Source organism: Actinacidiphila alni (assembly GCF_900112845.1).
Lineage (GTDB): Bacteria > Actinomycetota > Actinomycetes > Streptomycetales > Streptomycetaceae > Actinacidiphila > Actinacidiphila alni.
Genome location: NZ_FONG01000006.1, coordinates 62,203 through 79,895 on the forward strand (window position 1 = coordinate 62,203; position 17,693 = coordinate 79,895).

General features: G+C 69.3%; 13 protein-coding genes. All 13 read right to left on the reverse strand.

The window, feature by feature from the left end; all coding sequences use genetic code 11:
- Positions 1-63: 63 nt before the first annotated feature.
- The 13 genes from BM076_RS11980 to ngcE all read right to left on the reverse strand — a co-directional run bounded on the left by BM076_RS11980 (position 64) and on the right by ngcE (position 17,245).
- Positions 64-1,053 carry an SPFH domain-containing protein gene (locus BM076_RS11980; RefSeq protein WP_093713455.1) on the reverse strand — a complete coding sequence of 330 codons (990 nt, stop codon included), beginning with the start codon at positions 1,051-1,053 and terminating at the stop codon, positions 64-66.
- Positions 1,050-2,312: a peptidoglycan-binding protein gene (locus BM076_RS11985; protein ID WP_093713456.1), complete on the reverse strand. Its 1,263-nt coding sequence runs from the start codon at positions 2,310-2,312 to the stop codon at positions 1,050-1,052. Before BM076_RS11985 ends, BM076_RS11980 begins: the two co-directional genes overlap by 4 nt.
- A 171-nt stretch (positions 2,313-2,483) precedes the next feature.
- On the reverse strand, positions 2,484-3,350 hold the full coding sequence (locus BM076_RS11990) for a DsbA family protein (protein ID WP_093713457.1): 867 nt from the start codon (positions 3,348-3,350) through the stop codon (positions 2,484-2,486).
- Positions 3,351-3,417: 67 nt separating this feature from the next.
- Positions 3,418-4,941: a glycosyltransferase family 39 protein gene (locus BM076_RS11995; protein WP_245796000.1), complete on the reverse strand. Its 1,524-nt coding sequence runs from the start codon at positions 4,939-4,941 to the stop codon at positions 3,418-3,420.
- Complete coding sequence (locus tag BM076_RS12000) at positions 4,942-6,447, reverse strand: amino acid permease (protein WP_245796001.1); 1,506 nt, start codon at positions 6,445-6,447, stop codon at positions 4,942-4,944.
- Positions 6,448-6,684: 237 nt separating this feature from the next.
- Complete coding sequence (dxs, locus tag BM076_RS12005; RefSeq protein WP_093713458.1) at positions 6,685-8,610, reverse strand: 1-deoxy-D-xylulose-5-phosphate synthase; 1,926 nt, start codon at positions 8,608-8,610, stop codon at positions 6,685-6,687.
- A gap of 242 nt (positions 8,611-8,852) precedes the next feature.
- Positions 8,853-10,097, reverse strand: a complete 1,245-nt coding sequence (locus BM076_RS12010) for a sugar ABC transporter permease (protein WP_093713653.1) — start codon at positions 10,095-10,097, stop codon at positions 8,853-8,855.
- Between the two features lie 50 nt (positions 10,098-10,147).
- Positions 10,148-10,936 carry an ATP-binding cassette domain-containing protein gene (locus BM076_RS12015; RefSeq protein ID WP_093713459.1) on the reverse strand — a complete coding sequence of 263 codons (789 nt, stop codon included), beginning with the start codon at positions 10,934-10,936 and terminating at the stop codon, positions 10,148-10,150.
- Positions 10,937-11,165: 229 nt separating this feature from the next.
- A complete protein-coding gene (locus tag BM076_RS12020) occupies positions 11,166-12,269 on the reverse strand; it encodes a sugar ABC transporter substrate-binding protein (protein WP_093713460.1) in 1,104 nt (367 codons plus the stop codon).
- Between the two features lie 139 nt (positions 12,270-12,408).
- Entirely contained in the window at positions 12,409-13,623 is a 1,215-nt protein-coding gene (locus BM076_RS12025) for an ROK family transcriptional regulator (protein WP_093713461.1), read from the reverse strand.
- 245 nt (positions 13,624-13,868) lie between these two features.
- On the reverse strand, positions 13,869-14,816 hold the full coding sequence (locus tag BM076_RS12030; protein WP_093713462.1) for a carbohydrate ABC transporter permease: 948 nt from the start codon (positions 14,814-14,816) through the stop codon (positions 13,869-13,871).
- Between the two features lie 13 nt (positions 14,817-14,829).
- Positions 14,830-15,762 carry a carbohydrate ABC transporter permease gene (locus BM076_RS12035; protein ID WP_093713463.1) on the reverse strand — a complete coding sequence of 311 codons (933 nt, stop codon included), beginning with the start codon at positions 15,760-15,762 and terminating at the stop codon, positions 14,830-14,832.
- 82 nt (positions 15,763-15,844) lie between these two features.
- Positions 15,845-17,245 carry an N-acetylglucosamine/diacetylchitobiose ABC transporter substrate-binding protein gene (ngcE, locus tag BM076_RS12040; RefSeq protein WP_093713464.1) on the reverse strand — a complete coding sequence of 467 codons (1,401 nt, stop codon included), beginning with the start codon at positions 17,243-17,245 and terminating at the stop codon, positions 15,845-15,847.
- Positions 17,246-17,693 lie beyond the last annotated feature (448 nt).

Here is a 17,693-nt window from a genome sequence, read left to right on the forward strand (position 1 = left end):
TGGGCCCCGAGGACATGGCCCGCCCGGCGCTTCGTCATACCGGCGCGCGGTGCGTCGCCGCCACTACTTCTTCGGCAGCGTCGTCGTGCTCAGCGCCACGGTCAGGTCGCGGACCAGCGCCTTGCGTTCGTAGTCGTCCAGCTGCACCAGGCCGCGTTCGGTGATGCCGCGCACGGTCTCGGCGACGGTGGCGAGCACGTCGTCCAGGACGGCCCTGCGGTGCTTGGCGTCCAGGGCGGCGATCTGGGCGCGCCGCATGGCCGCGGCGACCTCGGGCGCGTAGTCGAGACGGACCGGGGTCGCGGAGAAGACCTCGATGCCGACCGGCCGCTGGTCGGCGGCGATCAGCCGGGTGAGGTGGTCGCCGAGCCGTTCGCTGTCGCGCAGGGTGGGGGCCGCGCCGCGGAAGTCGTCGGCCGGGTGCCGGGAGACGGCGAGCGCGACGGCCGCCTCGACCTGCTCGCGCAGAAAGCGGTCGTAGTCGTCGACGGCGAAGGCCGCCTTGGCGGTGTCCCTGACCCGCCACACCAGCAGCACGCTGATCTGGAGGGGCGTGCCGTTGGCGTCGACGGCGTCGATCGGGCGGCTGCGCCAGTGCCGCAGCGCCACGTCGAGCCTGCGCCGGGTGAGCAGCGGGCTGATCCAGATCAGGCCGGTGCGGCGCACCGTGCCCTGGTAGGCGCCGTGCCGGGTGAGCACCCAGACGCTGCCGTTGCGGCCCCGGGTGAGGCCGCCGGCGGCGAAGGCGGCGACCGCGGCGAGCAGCAGGATGCCGCTCCACAGGCCGCTGGCGGAGCCACCGCCGGGCGGCGGGGGCAGCAGGGTGCGGCCGTCGATCTCGGCGGGCAGCACACCGGCCCGCCACAGCAGCCAGACGATGCCGCCGGTGGCGGCGGTCAGGGTGAGGCCCGCGGTCCAGCCGGGCAGGCACGGGCCCGGACGTTCGACGAGTTCGGCCGGGGCGGCGGGGAGCGCGGAGCCGTCGGTGCTGTGCGCCCCGGGGCGGGTCTGCTCGGGCAGGCCCGTCCCGGCGGCGGTGGATGGTGTCGTCACGTGAACAGTCGTCTCCAGGTCTCGGGGCCGGGGTAGCCGTCGGCGTCGCGCCCGGTCCAGCCCTGGGCCCGCTGGAACGCCTCGACATTGCGCCGGTCGGCCTCGCCCCAGGTCCGGCTGGGGCCCACCGTGTAGTTCTTGCCGTAGCCCTTGGCGACGAGCTGTTTGCCGAGGGCGAGGACGGAGTCATTGGTCTGTCCGGGCCGGAAGGCGCCCGCGCCCGGGTAGGCCGGGGCCTTGGCGGGGGTGCCGCCGGAGGAACGGGCGGTGCCGCCGGGGATGTCGCGGCCCTTGTCGAGCACCAGGTACGACCAGGTGGTCGGGCCCGGCAGCCCGTCGGCGTCGCCGCCCGACCAGCCCTGGGCGCGCTGGAAGGCACTGGTGGCCTTGCGGTCGGAGTCGCTCCACTTCGGTCCGGGACCGACCTTGTAGTACGCGCCCGCGCCGCGGCCGACCAGCATGGTGCCGAGCCGGGTGACATTGGCGTTGTTCGCGCCGGGACCGAAGGCTGAGGCGCCCGGGAAGGCACTGGACCCCGACGACCCACTCGACCCCGATCCCGAACTGCTGCCGCCCGCCAGATACTTGTACCGATAGGGAATGTATTTCCCGGAATTCGACCAGTATGCGTACGGCGTGGTCTGTACCCGGGTGGCCGGCACGGTCTGCTCGTAGCCGGTGTACGCGGTGTGGGCGTCGTCCACCCAGCCGCCGAAGATGATCGTGTGCGAGCCGTGCTCGGGGTCGGCGGCGTTGTGGAAGAGCAGGATGTCGCCGGGCGCCAGCTCGGACTTGGTGATCCGCACCCCGTAGTCGGCGAGATTGCCGGTCCAGGCGCTGGTGCCCAGGCCCCAGGCCATGGAGACGAAGCCGGAGCAGTCCTGCCGGTAGCCGTCCTTCCAGTACGCGGTCATGCTGTACGGCACCTTGGCGGACGTCCAGGTGCGGGCGCGCTGGATGATCTGATCGCGGGTCAGCCGCAGCGGCGCGACGGCGGGGGCCACCCCCGGGGCGGCGGCGAGTACGGCGTGCCCGGTGGTGAAGGAGGTGGCCTCGGCCGGCAGCGGCGCGGCGGCGACCGTGCCGGCGGCGCCCAGCGCGGTGCCCGCGGCGGCGGCCACGACCACCACACGGGCGGTGGCGCCGGTGGCCGGTCCACCGGTGTCGCGCGCCATCGAGTCGGTGAGCCGCCGCCTGGCGCACTCCTCGCAACCACAGGCGGGCAGCGGTTCGACGTCATCGAACACCGGTATGGACATGCACACCACTCCTCCGTGATCGGGTGTCACATGCCTTCAGTACCCGATTTCGCCTAAAAGTTGACGAAATCCGACATACTGATCATTCGCGGCGTGACGCGCCCGACCGCGGGGAGCGGTGCGGAAAATCTGTCGAACCGTAAGAACCGACTGGTCGTCAGCCCCGCGGCGTCAGCCCAGCAGGGTCGAGGTGGCCGACGGAGTGGCCTGGACGGCGATCACACGCTTGGCCTCGTCCAGCACCATCTTGCGCAGCTTCTGCGGGGTCAGCGTGGAGTGCACGTCCTTCACCGCCTTGCCGTTGATCTCCAGTACCGGGACCTGGCCGAGCCCGGAGGCCGCGAACGCCTTCTGGGACTGCGTCACCCACCCGTTGTGGTCGCCCTGTTCCAGGCACGGCTCGAAGTTGCCCATCTTGATCTTCCCGGCCTTGCGGGCCATTTCCTTGAGGAAGTTCTTGTGGGACAGGGTGCCGCTGCTCGGGTCCGGCTGGTGCTTCCAGACCTCCCGCATGAACTGCGAGAAGCGGCCCTGGTCCTGGGCGCAGGCCGCCGCGTTGGCCGCCTCCTTGGAGCCGGAGCCGCCGTACTGCTTGTCGGAGGCCGTCACCAGGCGGTACTGCAGCTCCACCTGGCCGGTCGTCAGCAGTTGCGTGAGCGTGGCCTCGTACTCGTCGGCGAACGCCTTGGAGTCCGGGCTGCGCAGGTCCACGTAGACGGTGAGCGTGACCGGGATCGTCGGGCGCACCGGCAGGCCCAGCTTGGGGCCGGGACTGGCGCTCGGGCTCGGCGTCGCGGTGTCCGCGGGGCCGGTCGGCACCACCGGGGCGGCGGCCACACCGGAGGGTTCGCGCACCTTGTCGTCCTTGGTGCTGCGCACATGCTCACCGATCAGCGCGGACCCGCCGAAGACGACCACGATCGCGGTCGTGCCGACCGCGTACGGCCGCAGCCGGTCGAGGAAGCCCCTCTTGCGCTTGGGGGTGCCTCCCCCGCCCGCCGCTCCGCCCTCGTTACCGGGTCCCTTGGACTCCGCCATGACAACGCCACCTCGATATTCCCGCACCGGCTCTCGCGCATTTTTACCATCGTCCCCAGGGGCCCCGTCACGCCGGTCCCCCGTCGGCGCGCACGTACAGCACCGCCCCGTCCACCGTCCCGGCCCGCCGGTAACCGGAACCGAGCAGCTCACGCAGGGTCGGCGTGCGGTCGACCGCGTACGGGGCGCCCCGGGAGTCGTCGACGACCAGGGCGGGAGGATGCGCCGCGAAGTCGGCGGCGAAGGTCCGCCAGGTGCCGGGGACCGCGTACCGCTCCCCCACCCGTACCCCGCCGCGCCCGCCGCTGAAGTTGGTGAGGAAGCCCGCGGTCGGGTAGCGGACGGCGGGCGGTCGGTCGGCGAACCACAGCTCCTCGGGGTGTATGCCCCACACCAGGACGTGGTCCCGCGGCCCGGTGTGCTCCCGCACCGCGGCCGCCACCGCACGGGCGTGCTCCGCCTCACCGGCCGGCGCGGTCAGGTCCCACGCCAGGAAGCCGGCGCAGGCCAGCGCCGTCCAGCAGGCGACGGCGGTACGCGGCCGCGGCAGCGCGCGCAGTGCCGCCGCGCCGGTCAGCGCCAGCGGCGGCACGAGCTGGAGGAAGTAGTGGCCGAAGAACTGGCAGCCGGAGGCCACCGCAAGACCCGAGGCCGCCAGCCACACCCACAGGTCGCCCGGGACCGGCCGGTCCCGCACCGCCCAGGCGGCGCCCACGGCCAGCAGCAGGCCCGCGGCGGCCACCGCCAGGATGCTCGCGGCGCCCGCCGCCCGGGACAGCGCCGTCAGCCAGGCGCCGCGCGGCGAGACGTACTCGGCGGAGCCGGTGACCGTCCAGAAGAGGAAGCGGCCGGGTCCGGTCAGCAGCGCCACCGCCGCGACCGGCGCCGCGCATCCCACGGCCAGCCGGGCGGCGCCGGCACGCCCCCGGGTGCGGCCGGCGCGCGCGGCCCGCCACAGCGTCCAGGCGACCGGGAGGAGTGTGACCGCGCCGGTCTGCTTGGTGAGCGCGGCGCCCGCGACGGCCAGGCCCGCCGCCGTCCAGCGGTGCCGGTCGGCGCACCAGACCGCGGCGGCCGTCCACGGCAGTATGAAGACCTCGAAGGCCGCGGCCTGGGTGTCCTCGGGAGCCAGCCCCACCGACAGCAGCAGACAGATCAGGCCCGCGGCCGTACCGCTGCCGGCGCCCCAGCGGCGGTGGGCGACGGCGGCCACCAGCAGCGCGGTGGCGGCCGTCGCCAGGACCGCCGCCACCCGGACCGGCCACAGCGAGCCGTCCCCGAAAAGGGCGAACAGCCCCTGGTACAGCAGCGGCAGCAGGGGCGGCTTGCGGTCGACGACCGTGTCGTAGAGCACCCCGCCGTGCGCCAGCAGCCGCGCCTCGACGGCCAGATAGCCCTCGTCGGGATTCCACACCGGCCGGGTGAAGGACGGCAGCCGCAGCAGGAAGGCGAGCGCGGTGAGCACGAGGGCGAGCCGGAGCCAGTACGTCCGCGACGCCGGGGCGGGCCGCGGTGCGTCCAGGGGCGCGGGCACGAGCACAGATGCGGGCGGCGGGCCGGCCTCCCGCACCGCGGTCGTCGTGGGCGGCACCTAGCGACCGCGGCCCAGCCTGCTGTGGGAGCGGCCGTAGCCGAAGTAGATGGCGAAGCCGATCACCATCCACACACCGAAGCGGATCCAGGTCTCCACGCTCAGATTCAGCATCAGCCACAGCGACGCGCACACCGACGCCACCGGCAGCACCGGCACCCACGGCGCCCGGAAGGCGCGCGGCAGGTCCGGCCGGGTGCGGCGCAGCACGATGATGCCGAGGGCGACCACGACGAAGGCGAACAGCGTCCCGACGTTGACCATCTCCTCCAGTTCCTCGACGGAGAAGAAGCCCGCGATCAGTGCCACGACCACACCGAGCAGCACCGTGGTGCGGTAGGGGGTGCCGAACTTCGGGTGCACCTGGGAGAAGGCCCGCGGCAGCAGCCCGTCGCGGCTCATCGCGAAGAACACCCGGGTCTGGCCCATCAGCAGGATCATCACCACCGAGGTCAGGCCGACGGCGGCGCCGAAGCTGATCAGGCCGGACCAGAAGGGGGCGCCGACCGCCTTGAAGGCGCTCGCCAGCGGCGCCGAGGTGTCCAGCTCCGAATACTTCTGCATGCCGGTGACGACCAGCGACACCGCCACGTACAGGATCGTGCAGACCACCAGCGAGCCGAGGATGCCACGGGGCATGTCCCGCTGCGGGTTCTTGGTCTCCTCGGCGGCGGTGGCCACGATGTCGAAGCCGATGAAGGCGAAGAAGACCACGGCGGCGGCGGAGAAGATGCCCATCACGCCGAAGGACGACGGGGTGAAGCCGAAGATGATCTGCACCAGCGGGGCGTGCAGGTCCGAACCGCTGCCCGCGTTGGACTTGGACGGCGGCAGGAACGGGTGGTAGTTGCTGCCGGTGATGTAGAACAGCCCGGCGAAGATCACCAGCAGCACCACGGTGATCTTGACCGCGACGATCAGGCTGGTGATCCGCGCCGAGAGCTTCATGCCGACCAGCACGATGCCGGTGAGCACCAGGACCAGGACGGCCGCCAGCAGGTCGAAGCCGAAGCCGCTGCCGTCGTGGGTGAGCACTTTGGGCACGTCGATGCCGAAGTGCGAGAGCAGTTCCACCATGTAGCCGGACCAGCCGCCGGCCACCACGCCCGCGCCCAGCGCCAGTTCGAGGATCAGGTCCCAGCCGATGATCCAGGCGGGCAGTTCGCCGATCGAGGCGTAGCTGAAGGTGTACGCGGAACCGGCCACCGGAACGGTCGAGGCGAATTCGGCGTAGCAGAGCCCGGCCAGGCCGCAGACCACCGCCGAGACGACGAAGGCGAGCGCGACGGCGGGGCCCGCGTAGTCCTTGGCCACCGAACCGGTGATCACGAAGATGCCGGTGCCGACGATGACGCCGACCCCGTAGACGACCAGGTCGAGGACCGACAGCTCCTTGCGCAGGCCGTGTTCGGGGTCCTCGGTGTCCGCGATCGACTGCTCGATGCTCTTGGTGCGGAACACCCCCTCGGACCGCCGGTCCGAGTCCTCCCGCATGCCGGTGTCCATCGTCGCCGCACCTCCAGATCGTCCGGCGGCCGGTCCGCTCCGGTCGGATCCGGTCGGGTCCTGCCGGTCGGCAGCCGCTACAGCGCTACTGCACTCCGGAGGTCCGCCTCACCCGAATAGGCGCGCCTACGCGTACGCCGATGGAAGAGGGGGTCCACCCGGATGGGTGGACCCCCTGCGCCGTACGGGGCGCGCCGCGGGCCCTGGGGCGTGCGCGGGCGTGACTCGGTGACGCGGTCAGTCGCGGGCGATCTCCGAGGCGTGGTCGGCGTCCTCGGCGAACCGGCCGTCGATGGTGGCCACCAGGCCGGTCACCTGGCGGGCGATGGCCGGCGCGGTGAGGCCGATGTCGGCCATGACGTCCTTGCGGGAGCCGTGGTCGAGGAAGCGCTGCGGGATGCCGAAGTCGCGCAGCGGCACGTCCACCTCCGCGTCGCGCAGCGCCTGCGCGATCGCCGAACCGACGCCGCCGACGCGGCCGTTGTCCTCGACGGTGACCACGACGCGGTGCTTGGCGGCCAGGCCCGGCAGCGCCTCGTCCACCGGCTTGACCCAGCGCGGGTCGACGACGGTGGTGGTGATGCCCTGCGCGTCCAGCAGCGCGGCGATCTCCAGGCACATCGGCGCCAGCGCGCCGACCGACACCAGCAGCACGTCGGGGCGTTCGCCCTCGGACGGCTCGCGCAGCACGTCCATGCCGCCGATCCGGCCGACCGCGGCGACCGCGGGGCCGACCGCGCCCTTGGAGTAGCGCACCACGGTCGGCGCGTCCTCGACGGCGACGGCCTCGCGCAGCTGCGCGCGTACCTGGTCGGCGTCGCGCGGCGCGGCGATCCGCAGGCCCGGCACGACCTGGAGGATCGACATGTCCCACATGCCGTTGTGGGAGGCGCCGTCGCTGCCGGTGACGCCGGCCCGGTCCAGGACGAAGGTGACGCCGCACCTGTGCAGGGCGACGTCCATCAGGACCTGGTCGAAGGCCCGGTTGAGGAAGGTCGCGTAGACCGCGAAGACCGGGTGCAGGCCGCCGGTGGCCAGGCCGGCCGCCGAGGTGGCGGCGTGCTGCTCGGCGATGCCGACGTCGTAGACCCGGTCGGGGAACGCCTTGGCGAATTTGTCCAGGCCGACAGGCTGGAGCATGGCGGCGGTGATCGCCACGATGTCCTCGCGCTCCTTGCCGAGCGCGACCATCTCGTCGCCGAACACCGAGGTCCAGTCGGCACCGCCGGTGGCGATCGGCAGGCCGGTGTCGGGGTGGATCGGGCCGATGCCGTGGAAGCGGTCGGCCTCGTCCTGCTCGGCCGGGCGGTAGCCGCGGCCCTTCTCGGTGATGCAGTGCACGATGACGGGGCCGCCGAAGCGCTTGGCGCGCTGCAGCGCGGACTCCAGCGCCTCCACGTCGTGGCCGTCGATCGGGCCGACGTACTTCAGGCCGAGGTCCTCGAACATGCCCTGCGGGGCGATGAAGTCCTTCAGGCCCTTCTTCGCGCCGTGCAGCGTCTCGTAGAGCGGCTGGCCGATCAGCGGGGTGCGCTCCAGGAGGTCCTTGGTGCGGGACAGGAAGCGCTCGTAGCCGTCGGTGGTGCGCAGGGTCGCCAGGTGGTCCGCGAGGCCGCCGATGGTCGGCGCGTAGGACCGCTCGTTGTCGTTGACGACGATGATGAGCGGGCGGTCCTGGGCGGCGGCGATGTTGTTCAGCGCCTCCCAGGCCATGCCGCCGGTCAGGGCGCCGTCGCCGATGACGGCGACCACGTGGTCGGTGCGGCCGAGCACCTCGTTGGCCTTGGCCAGGCCGTCGGCCCAGCCGAGGACGGTGGAGGCGTGGCTGTTCTCGATGACGTCGTGCTCGGACTCGGCCCGCGACGGGTAACCGGACAGGCCGCCCTTGCTCTTGAGCTTCGCGAAGTCCTTGCGCCCGGTGAGCAGCTTGTGCACGTACGCCTGGTGCCCGGTGTCGAAGAGGATCCTGTCGGCGGGCGAGTGGAAGGTCCGGTGCAGGGCGATGGTCAGCTCGACCACGCCCAGGTTGGGGCCGAGGTGCCCGCCGGTCTTGGACACCGCGTCGACGAGGAAGGTGCGGATCTCGGCCGCCAGCTCCACGAGCTGCTGCTGGCTGAGCCGGTCGAGGTCGCGCGGTCCGTTGATACGGGTCAGCACTGCCACCCGATCCTCCCTCTGCTGCCTGTCGGTACGAGGCCGGATCGCTGCGATGCGGCCGATCCGACGAGTCTAATCTTCTGTTTCCCAGGCGGTGGGGCGCCCTGTGCGACGAATGTCACGGCGTGGCGACGGCCGGAGGCGCGAAAACCGCCGGGCGGACCTGGATTCCCAGGTCCGCCCGGCGGTTCGGGGGTACTTCGGTGCCGCGCGCGGCGGCGTGTTCCCGGTTTTTCGGTGACGAGCTGTTACGCGCGACCGGAGGTCTTCTGCGTACGGCGCGAGACCGAGTCGATGACCACGGCGGCGAGCAGAACGGCGCCGGTGATCATGTACTGGATCGAGGTGTTCATGTTGAGCAGGTCGAGACCGGTCTGGATGGACTGGATGACCAGCATGCCGAGCAGCGCCGACCAGACGTTGCCGCGACCGCCGAAGAGGCTGGTACCGCCGATGACCGCGGCCGCGATGGCCAGCATCAGCAGGTTGCCGCTGCCGGCGGCGAGCGTGGCGGTGTAGGTCTGGGCGGCCAGGAACAGACCGCCGATGGCCGCGAAGCCGCCGGAGATCGCGAACACCGCGATCCGGATCAGCGCCACGTTGATACCGGCACGGCGGGCGCCCTCGATGCTGCCGCCGACCGCGAAGACCTTGCGGCCGAAGGTGGTGCGGCGCAGGACGAAGTCGCAGATCACCAGGGCGACCAGGAAGATCACCAGCGCGTTCGGCACACCCGCGGACTTGTTCAGCACGTACGCGGCGACGTAGGCAACCACCGCGAGCGCGATGGCCCGCAGCGCGATCTCGCTGGTGGGACGGAACGGGACGCCGGCCTTGCGGCGGCGGGCCTGCTCGACGAGCGAACCGACCAGCAGCGCGGCGACACCGACGGTGGCCAGGATGTAGGCGCCGGCGATGTCCTGGTCCATGAAGAAGGAGCGCTGGCCCAGGATGTGCATCGGGCCGGTGTCCTGGATGGAGAGGCTGCCGGTCGAGCCGAGCAGCCACAGCATCAGACCGTTCCAGCCGAGGTTGCCGGCCAGGGTGACGACGAACGCCGGGACGCCGATCTTGGCGAAGAAGAAGCCGTGGATCGCGCCGATACCGACACCGGTGAGGATCGTGAGGATCAGCGCCAGCCACACGTTCATGCCGTGCGTGGTGGAGAAGATCGCGAAGATCGACGCGGACAGACCGCTGACCGACGCCACCGACAGGTCGATCTCGCCCAACAGCAGCACGAAGACCAGGCCGAGGGCGATCATGCCCGTCGCGGCCAGGAAGAAGCTGATGTTGACCATGTTGGTCGAGCTGAGGAACAGGCTGTCCTTGATCTGGAACACGGTCCAGATGATGATCAGACCGACGATGACGGGCAGCGAGCCCAGTTCACCGCCCTTGAGCTTGCGCTTGAACTCCGTGAGGTAACCCTTGAGGCCCTCTTCACGGATGAGCAGCCGCGGGTCGACGACCTCGACCGCGGCGGGCGCCATCTCGTCCACCGGAGGCTCGTCGTCGGCCTTCGAAAGGGTGGTCTTGTCGCTCACTTCGCCGCCTCCACATTGCGCGCCTGCCGACGGGTCACGGCGTTGTCCGTGGCACCGGTGATGGCGGCGACGATCTGTTCGTTCGTGGTGCCCTTGACCGGGAAGGAACCGTTGTTCCTGCCGAGTCGCAGGACGTGCACGGTGTCGGCGACCGCCGTGACGTCGGCCATGTTGTGGCTGATCAGAATGACGCCGAGGCCGCGCTCGCGCAGCCGCTCGACCAGGTCGAGGACCTGCGCGGTCTGCTCGACACCGAGGGCGGCGGTCGGTTCGTCGAGGATGACGACCTTCGGCTCACCGATCAGTGCGCGGGCGATGGCCACGACCTGGCGCTGACCACCGGAGAGACTCGCGATCGGGATCCGCACGCTGGGGATCCGGATGGACAGCGTGTTCAGCAGCTCACGCGCGCGCTTTTCCATCGTGACCTCGTCGAGGACCCCGACGCGCAGGATCTCCCGTCCGAGGTAGAGATTGCCGACGACGTCCAGGTTGTCGCAGAGTGCGAGGTCCTGGTACGTGGTGGCGATACCGAGGGCCTGGGCGTCCTGCGGCCGGTTGATGTTGACCGCCTTGCCCTCCCACTCGATGACGCCTTCGTCGATGGGGTGCACACCGGCGATCGTCTTGACCAGTGTGGACTTACCGGCACCGTTGTCACCCACCAGGGCGACAACCTCTCCGGCGTGGACCTCCAGATCGACATCGGTGAGGGCCTGGACCGCACCGAATCGCTTGGAGACTCCGCGCAACGCCAGCACGGGCGTAGCGGACACGTGAACCATCTCCTTCGCCGCCTGACCGGCGGGGATGCCGCGGGCTGGTGGGACAGCCCGCGGGGGACGTGCAATAAAGCACAGGATTACAAAGTCAACGGGGAACGGGTCATACCCCTTCCCCGATCGCTCTACCCCGCAAGCGTTTCCGTCCGGTGCCCCGCCCCGGCAGCGGGGTGGAATGGTGGGGGCGGGGCACCGGACAGGCTCTTACGGGGTCGGGCCGAAGCCCTGGGTGTTACTGGATGCCGGCCGCCTTGCACGCTGCGGCGAACTCGGCGGTGCAGATCTGGTCGACCGTGTACAGCTTGTCCTTGATGACCGTGTCCTTGATGTTGGCCTTGGTCACGGCGGTGGCGCCGATCAGGTGGGCCGGGACGGTCTGGCCGGAGCCGCTGGTGGCGGTCGTGTCGGCGATGGACTTGAAGTCCTTGCCGGTCAGCAGGTCGACGGCGATCTCGGCGGTGGCCTCGGCCTCGGGCGCGTACGCCTTGTAGATCGTGGCGGCCTGGGTGCCCGCGAGGATCCGCTGGATGCCGGGGAGCTCGGCGTCCTGGCCGGTCAGCGGCGGGTTGATGCCGGCGCCCTTGAGGGCGGTGGCGATACCGCCGGCCATGCCGTCGTTGGCGGAGTAGACGCCCTTGATGTTCTTCGCGCCGAGGGAGGTGATCGCCGCGGTGACCTTCTGGTTGGCGACGGTGTCCTTCCACAGACCCGACTGCTCGTAGGCGATGTTCACCTTGCCGTCGAGGATCTTGTGGGCGCCCTTCTTGAAGTCCGCCGCGTTCGGGTCGGCCGGGTCACCGTCGATCATGACGATCTTCGAGGTGGGCTTGGCGTCGGCGCCCATGGCGTCGAGCAGCGCCTGGCCCTGCAGCTCGCCGATCTTCTCGTTGTCGTAGGAGACGTAGGCGGAGACGGGGCCCTGCGCGAGGCGGTCGTACGCGACGACCTTGATGCCCTTGTCGACCGCGGCCTGGACCGAGGACTTGATGCCCACCGAGTCCTGCGCATCCAGGATCAGCACCTTGACGCCCTTGGCGATCATGCTGCTGACCTGCTGCGTCTGCTTCTGCGGGTCGCCGGCGGCGTTCGCGTAGTCGACGGTGCAGTCGGAGCACAGCTCCTTGATCTTCGCCTCGATCAGGGGCTTGTCGAACTTCTCGTACCGGGTGGTGGCGTTCTCCGGGAGCAGCAGACCGATGGTCTTGCCGCCCGCGCTGCTGCTGGAGCTGCTGCTGTCGGACTTCTTGTCGTCGCCCGCCTTGCCACACGCGGCCATCGTGAGCGCGATCGAAACAGCGACCGTCCCGACGGCGATTCGACGCGTCATTGCGTTCATGTGAGGTTGCCTCCCTGACAGGGCCGCAACACCGCGGCCGAGGTGGTCGTGAGTCAACTCCGGCTGACGCCGTGTCGTCAAGAAGTAAACACTTAACGAGATGGCAACGACCCGTTTCGTTAGCTGTGTGAACGCTCAGTTATGCCGAAAAGGCGGGTGTATCAACCGGAGTATTACCATCCAACAGTGTAGAATCGCCCATCTCACTCAGCACCAGGGCAAGTGCCCCCAAAACCTCCGCCCGGGCCCCCAGGGAACCGGGGACGACGGACAGCCGCTGGGCGGCGCTGGGGATCGCGTACCGCGACACGGACTCCCTTATCGGGCCGAGCACCAGCTCCCCCGCCTCGGCCAGATCCCCGCCCAGGACGACCCTGCTGGGGTTCAAGAGGTTGCAGAGACTGGCCACGCCCATGCCTATGTGACGGCCCACGTCGCCGATCACCCGACGGCACCCGGGGTCCCCCTCACGGGCCAGCTGAACCATCTTCGGGACCGTTAGGCCGTCCCCGTGACTACCGCGCAGCAGTTCGAGCACATAGCGCGCCGCGGTGAAGGTCTCCAGGCAGCCGCGGTTGCCGCAGCGGCAGACCGGACCGGACTCGTCGAGCGTGATGTGGCCGATTTCACCCGCCGTGCCACCGGGTCCGCGGTAGATCCGGCCGTCTATCACCAGGCCGGCGCCGACTCCGCTGGCGACCTTGATGTACGCCAGGTCCTTCACCCCGCGCCCGCCGCCCCAGACCAGTTCGCCCAGCGCTCCCAGATTCGCGTCGTTGTCCACCTGGACCGGCACGCCGAGCCGGTCGGACAGCTCCTGGCGCGGGTTGATACCGCTCCAGCCGGGCAGGATCGCGGTCGAGCCCAGCGCGCCGGACTCCACGTCGATCGGTCCCGGCACACCGAGGCCGACCCCGAGCACCTTGTCGGGGTGGATGCCGGTGGACTCCACCAGGCGTGCCACCAGTTGCTCGGCCCGGTCGAAGCCCTGCGAGGCGGAGGCGTCCACGTCGATCGGCTCGGACTGCTCGGCGAGCACCTGGTGGGCCAGGTTGCCGACCGCCACCCGCAGGTGCGAATGGCCGAAATCGACTCCTACGACGATTCCGGCGTCGCCGGACAGCGCCACGCTGCGGGCCCGCCGACCGCCCGAGGAGGTCGACGTCACCTGCACCGTGCCGTTGTCCCGCAGTTCGCGCACGATGTTGGAGACCGTCGCGGCCGACAGGCCGGTGCTGCGCGCGATCTCCGCCTGGGTGAGTGACCCGGCCAGCCGTACGGCACGCACGACGCGTTCCAGGTTGGCCCGGTGCAGCGACGACTGCGATCCCGGAGTCTCGACCACGACATCCACTCCTGCCCGGCAGCCGGAGCGTCCCGACTGCCCGCACGGACGGGGACCCGTGCCGATGCCGTTACTGCCACACCGGTGAGACCCCGTCGTCTACAACATGTGAACTCTAAGTTGAGTGTTTGGGGTGATGTCCCGTCAAGGGGGAGAGCCACACCGTTATGGGAATCGGTCGGGAACGCCGAGGAGCGGCTCCGCGCCGTGGCGGAGCCGCTCCGAGCCGTTGACGGCCGACCGGCCGGGTCCGGTTACTTCAGGGTGCCCGCCGTCAGACCGGCCTGGACCTGGCGCTGGAAGGAGAGGTAGACCACCAGCACGGGCAGCATCGCGATCACCATGCCGGCGAACAGCGCCGGGTAGTCGCCCGAGTACCCCTGCGACAGGGCGAGGTTCACCAGGCCCTGGGCCAGCATGGAGTGGTCCTTGTCAGTACTCGACTGCTGCTGCATCAGCGTCACCGGCAGGATGTACTGGTTCCACTGGCCGAGCACGTTGAAGATGCCGACGCTCAGCAGGCCCGGCTTGGCCATCGGCATCATGACCTGGAAGAAGGTCCTGGTGTGCGAGGCCCCGTCGAGCACCGCCGCCTCATGGATGGCGGTCGGCAGCGTCTTGAAGAACGAGTGCATGAAGAACGTGGTGAACGGCAGCGAGTAGGCGACGTACACCAGGATCAGACCCTGGTACGTGTTCAGCATGCCGAGGTTCTTCACCATGAAGAACAGCGGGACCAGCGCCAGGAAGTACGGGAACATCGCGCCGCCGACGAACAGGTAGTAGATGAACCTGTTGCCGGGGAACTCGTACCTGGCCAGCACGTAGGCGACCATCGAGCCGAAGAGCATGGTCAGCGGCACCGAGAACACCATGACGATCACGGTGTTCAGGAAGAAGTCGCCGATGCCCTTGTCCCAGGCGCGGCTGAAGGCGCCGAAGCTCCAGTGGGAGGGCCAGGACCACGCGCTGGAGCCGATCTCGGCATTGTTCTTGAACGCGCCGAGGATGATCCACAGCAGCGGTACGACGATCATGATCGCCCAGATCGCCAGGAATCCGTGCGAGAAGACATTGAGCACCCGGCCGCCGGCGCCGTCGCCCGCCTCCTCCGGGCTCCTGCGCTTGCTGCCGGGTCCGCCCTGAGCGGGTACCTGGCCCAGCAGTCCACCGGACTGTGCCTCGGTGATGGGTGAGGTCATGGTGCTTCCCCGCTCAGAACTCGATGCGGTCACGCCGGGAGACCCGCAGCGTGACGGCGGAAACGATCAAGGTCACCAGCATGATGATCACGCCCTGTGCACAGGCGTAACCGCTCTTGCCGAAGGACAGGAAGTTGCGCATCAGGTAGGTCGCCATGACCTCGCTGTGGTGGTCGGGACCACCGCCGTAGCCGGTTCCCGGGGTCAGGCCGGAGACCAGCGCGAAGAAGTCCATCGCGAAGATCGAGATGTAGACCCACGAGGTCTGCACGCTGTCCCACAGCAGCGGCAGGGTGACCTTGAAGAAGGTCTGCCCGCGGCCCGCGCCGTCCAGCAGCGCGGCCTCGTAGATGTCCTTGGGGATGGACTGCATGGCCGCCGAGAACAGCACCAGGTAGAAGCCGACGCCCGCCCAGACCTGGATCGCCAGCAGGCACCACAGCACCAGGTTGGGGTCGTTCAGCCACTCGATGGGGTTGTTGGCGTCCTCCAGGTGCAGCTTGACCAGGATGCCGTTGAGCAGACCGGCCGAGTCGCTGCGGTAGACCGCGCCGAACAGCACGATCAGGATCGCGACCGACAGCACCTGCGGGAAGAAGTAGACGACCTTGTAGATTCCCGCACCGCGCACACCCTGGACGCCGCCCGCCGTACTGCGGCCGCCCACGTTCACCATGAAGGCGAAGAACAGCGCCAGCAGAATCGTGATCACCGGCAGGAAGATCAGGAGCAGGATGTTGTGCCACAACGCGGTCCTGAAGACGGAGTCGTGGAACAGGGCCGTGTAGTTGTCCAGGCCGATGAACTTGAAGTTCTGGGACTCACCCGTCCAGTTCGTGAGCGAGTAGCCGAACGTCTGCAGGTACGGCCAGATCACGAACGTGATGTAGAGGACGAGCGGAACGATGAGGAACCCCACAATGAAGGGGTATTTGCGATGCTGCATGGATCCCTGCTCCTGATCGAAGGGCTATGGCGGTGCGGGGACCGGACGGATCCGGCCCCCGCACCGCGCGAAGTCGCTGAGGTCAGGCCTTCTTCGCCTTGACCGCGAGCGCCTTGGCCTTCGTGATCCACTGCGCCGGGGTGAGGCGCTTGGCCATCAGCTCGGCGCTGAGGTTCTGCAGGGCGACGTCGAACTCGCTGTTGGTGTTCGGGTAGTTGTAGTTGAACGTGTTCGAGCCGGCCGCGGACAGCGCGGTCACGGTCGACGCGGTACCCGGACGCAGCTGCACGTCGGAGCCGACACCGTCCTTCAGGACGGTGAGCGAGTTGGCGGCCGAGGCGAACTTGCCGGACGCCTCCTTCGTCAGCATCATGCGCAGGAACTCCATGCCGCCGGCCGGGTTCTTGGCCTTCTTCGGCACGATGAAGGGCTCACCGGCACCGGCGCGGATGGCGTCGAAGGGGAGCTTGTCGCCGTCCAGCGAGGGCATCGGCATGAACTTCATGTCGAAGTCCGCCGGGGTGGCCTTCATCTGCTCGTTCTCCAGCCAGGAGCCACAGGGGATGAACGCGGCCTTGTACTGGTTCCACTTGGTCTGCGACTCGATGTGGGTCAGACCATTGGTGCCGGGGAGCAGGTAGCCCTTGTCGACGATCTCGTAGATCGCCTCGATGCCGTTCTTGACGGCCGGGTCGTCCCACGCGGTCGGGTCGAAGGTGTCGATCCGCTTGGCCAGGTCCAGACCGCCGTTCTTGGCGATCAGGTCCATGATGGCGACGTTGATGTAGTACGGGTACTTGCCCTGGTGGGCGAAGGGCGCGATGCCGGCCTTCTTGATCTCGCCGGACAGCGAGATGAAGTCCTTCCAGGTCTTCGGCTCGGTCCAGCCGTGCTCCTTGAAGAGCTTGCCGGAGTACCACAGACCCCACACCGTGTAGATGTACTGCAGGGTGACGAACTTGCCGCCGATGTTGCCGACCTCGATCGTGCCGGGCTGCAGCACGTCGCGGATCTTCTTCGTCGGGTCGTCGATGTACGGCGCGTCCAGCAGCGCGGTCAGGTCGCTGAGCTGGTCCGACTTCTGCAGCACGTCCAGCTTGATCTGCTGGGCGCCCGAGTCGTCGATGACGTCCGGCGGGGTGCCGCCGTTGAAGCGGGGCTGGAGCTTGCCGGTGATGTCCTGGGTCCAGGCCACGCTCGCCTTGGAGCCGCTGTGCTTGGTCTCGTACAGCTTGCCGAGGGCAGTGGCGTAGTCGTGACCGTAACCGCCGTCGAACACCATGATGTCCAGCGGGGCCGAGTCGTTCACGCCGAAGGGGTTGTCCTTCGAGGCGGCGGACGCGCTCTTGGTGGGCTTGTCGCTGCTGCTGTCGTCGCCGCCGCTGGACGCGCAGGCGCTCAGCAGACCGGCGGACGGAATGGCCACCAGGCCCAGCGCCGCGGAACGCTTGACCAGATCCCGGCGGTTCATTTCGGATCCCATGCTCAAGTCCTCGCTCTCATCAGGACTCATGCGGTGCAGCGGAATCCGCCGACGACCGCGAACAGTTGAAGCTTGAGTGATGCCGTGCATCCATCGAGGAGGGGTACGTCACCGTAGGCCGCCGGGTGTTTCTGCCCGACGTTCCCCCCCGCCCCGCCCCGCTGTGAGCGGGTTCCTTGGACGCCGACAGGTATAGTCCACTTGCGTCCGGCAGGGCAAGATCGAATGGGGATTTGGACGGCAAGCTTTCCCGAGTTGAGACCTCCGCGAAACGTGGGACGTTTGACCGCTCATGAGAGCGCCGTGGCTTGTATTCACTAGTCAACGCGACCGTCATCCAGGTGTGTTCAAGTAGTGAACGCCGACCTGCCGCGAGGTCCGGACATAACGGGACGGGCCGCACTCCCCGCGAGGGAGTGCGGCCCGTCCGTGGTTTCCCGAAACGTAT

What these genes read in the sequence shown, in the direction of transcription:
- BM076_RS11985 (WP_093713456.1), bottom strand. Translation starts at nt 2,312, where the DNA reads ATGTCCATACCGGTGTTCGATGACGTCGAACCGCTGCCCGCCTGTGGT.
- BM076_RS11990 (WP_093713457.1), bottom strand. Translation starts at nt 3,350, where the DNA reads ATGGCGGAGTCCAAGGGACCCGGTAACGAGGGCGGAGCGGCGGGCGGG.
- BM076_RS12000 (WP_245796001.1), bottom strand. Translation starts at nt 6,447, where the DNA reads ATGGACACCGGCATGCGGGAGGACTCGGACCGGCGGTCCGAGGGGGTG.
- BM076_RS12010 (WP_093713653.1), bottom strand. Translation starts at nt 10,097, where the DNA reads ATGGCGCCCGCCGCGGTCGAGGTCGTCGACCCGCGGCTGCTCATCCGT.
- BM076_RS12015 (WP_093713459.1), bottom strand. Translation starts at nt 10,936, where the DNA reads ATGGTTCACGTGTCCGCTACGCCCGTGCTGGCGTTGCGCGGAGTCTCC.
- BM076_RS12020 (WP_093713460.1), bottom strand. Translation starts at nt 12,269, where the DNA reads ATGAACGCAATGACGCGTCGAATCGCCGTCGGGACGGTCGCTGTTTCG.
- BM076_RS12030 (WP_093713462.1), bottom strand. Translation starts at nt 14,816, where the DNA reads ATGACCTCACCCATCACCGAGGCACAGTCCGGTGGACTGCTGGGCCAG.
- BM076_RS12035 (WP_093713463.1), bottom strand. Translation starts at nt 15,762, where the DNA reads ATGCAGCATCGCAAATACCCCTTCATTGTGGGGTTCCTCATCGTTCCG.
- ngcE (WP_093713464.1), bottom strand. Translation starts at nt 17,245, where the DNA reads ATGGGATCCGAAATGAACCGCCGGGATCTGGTCAAGCGTTCCGCGGCG.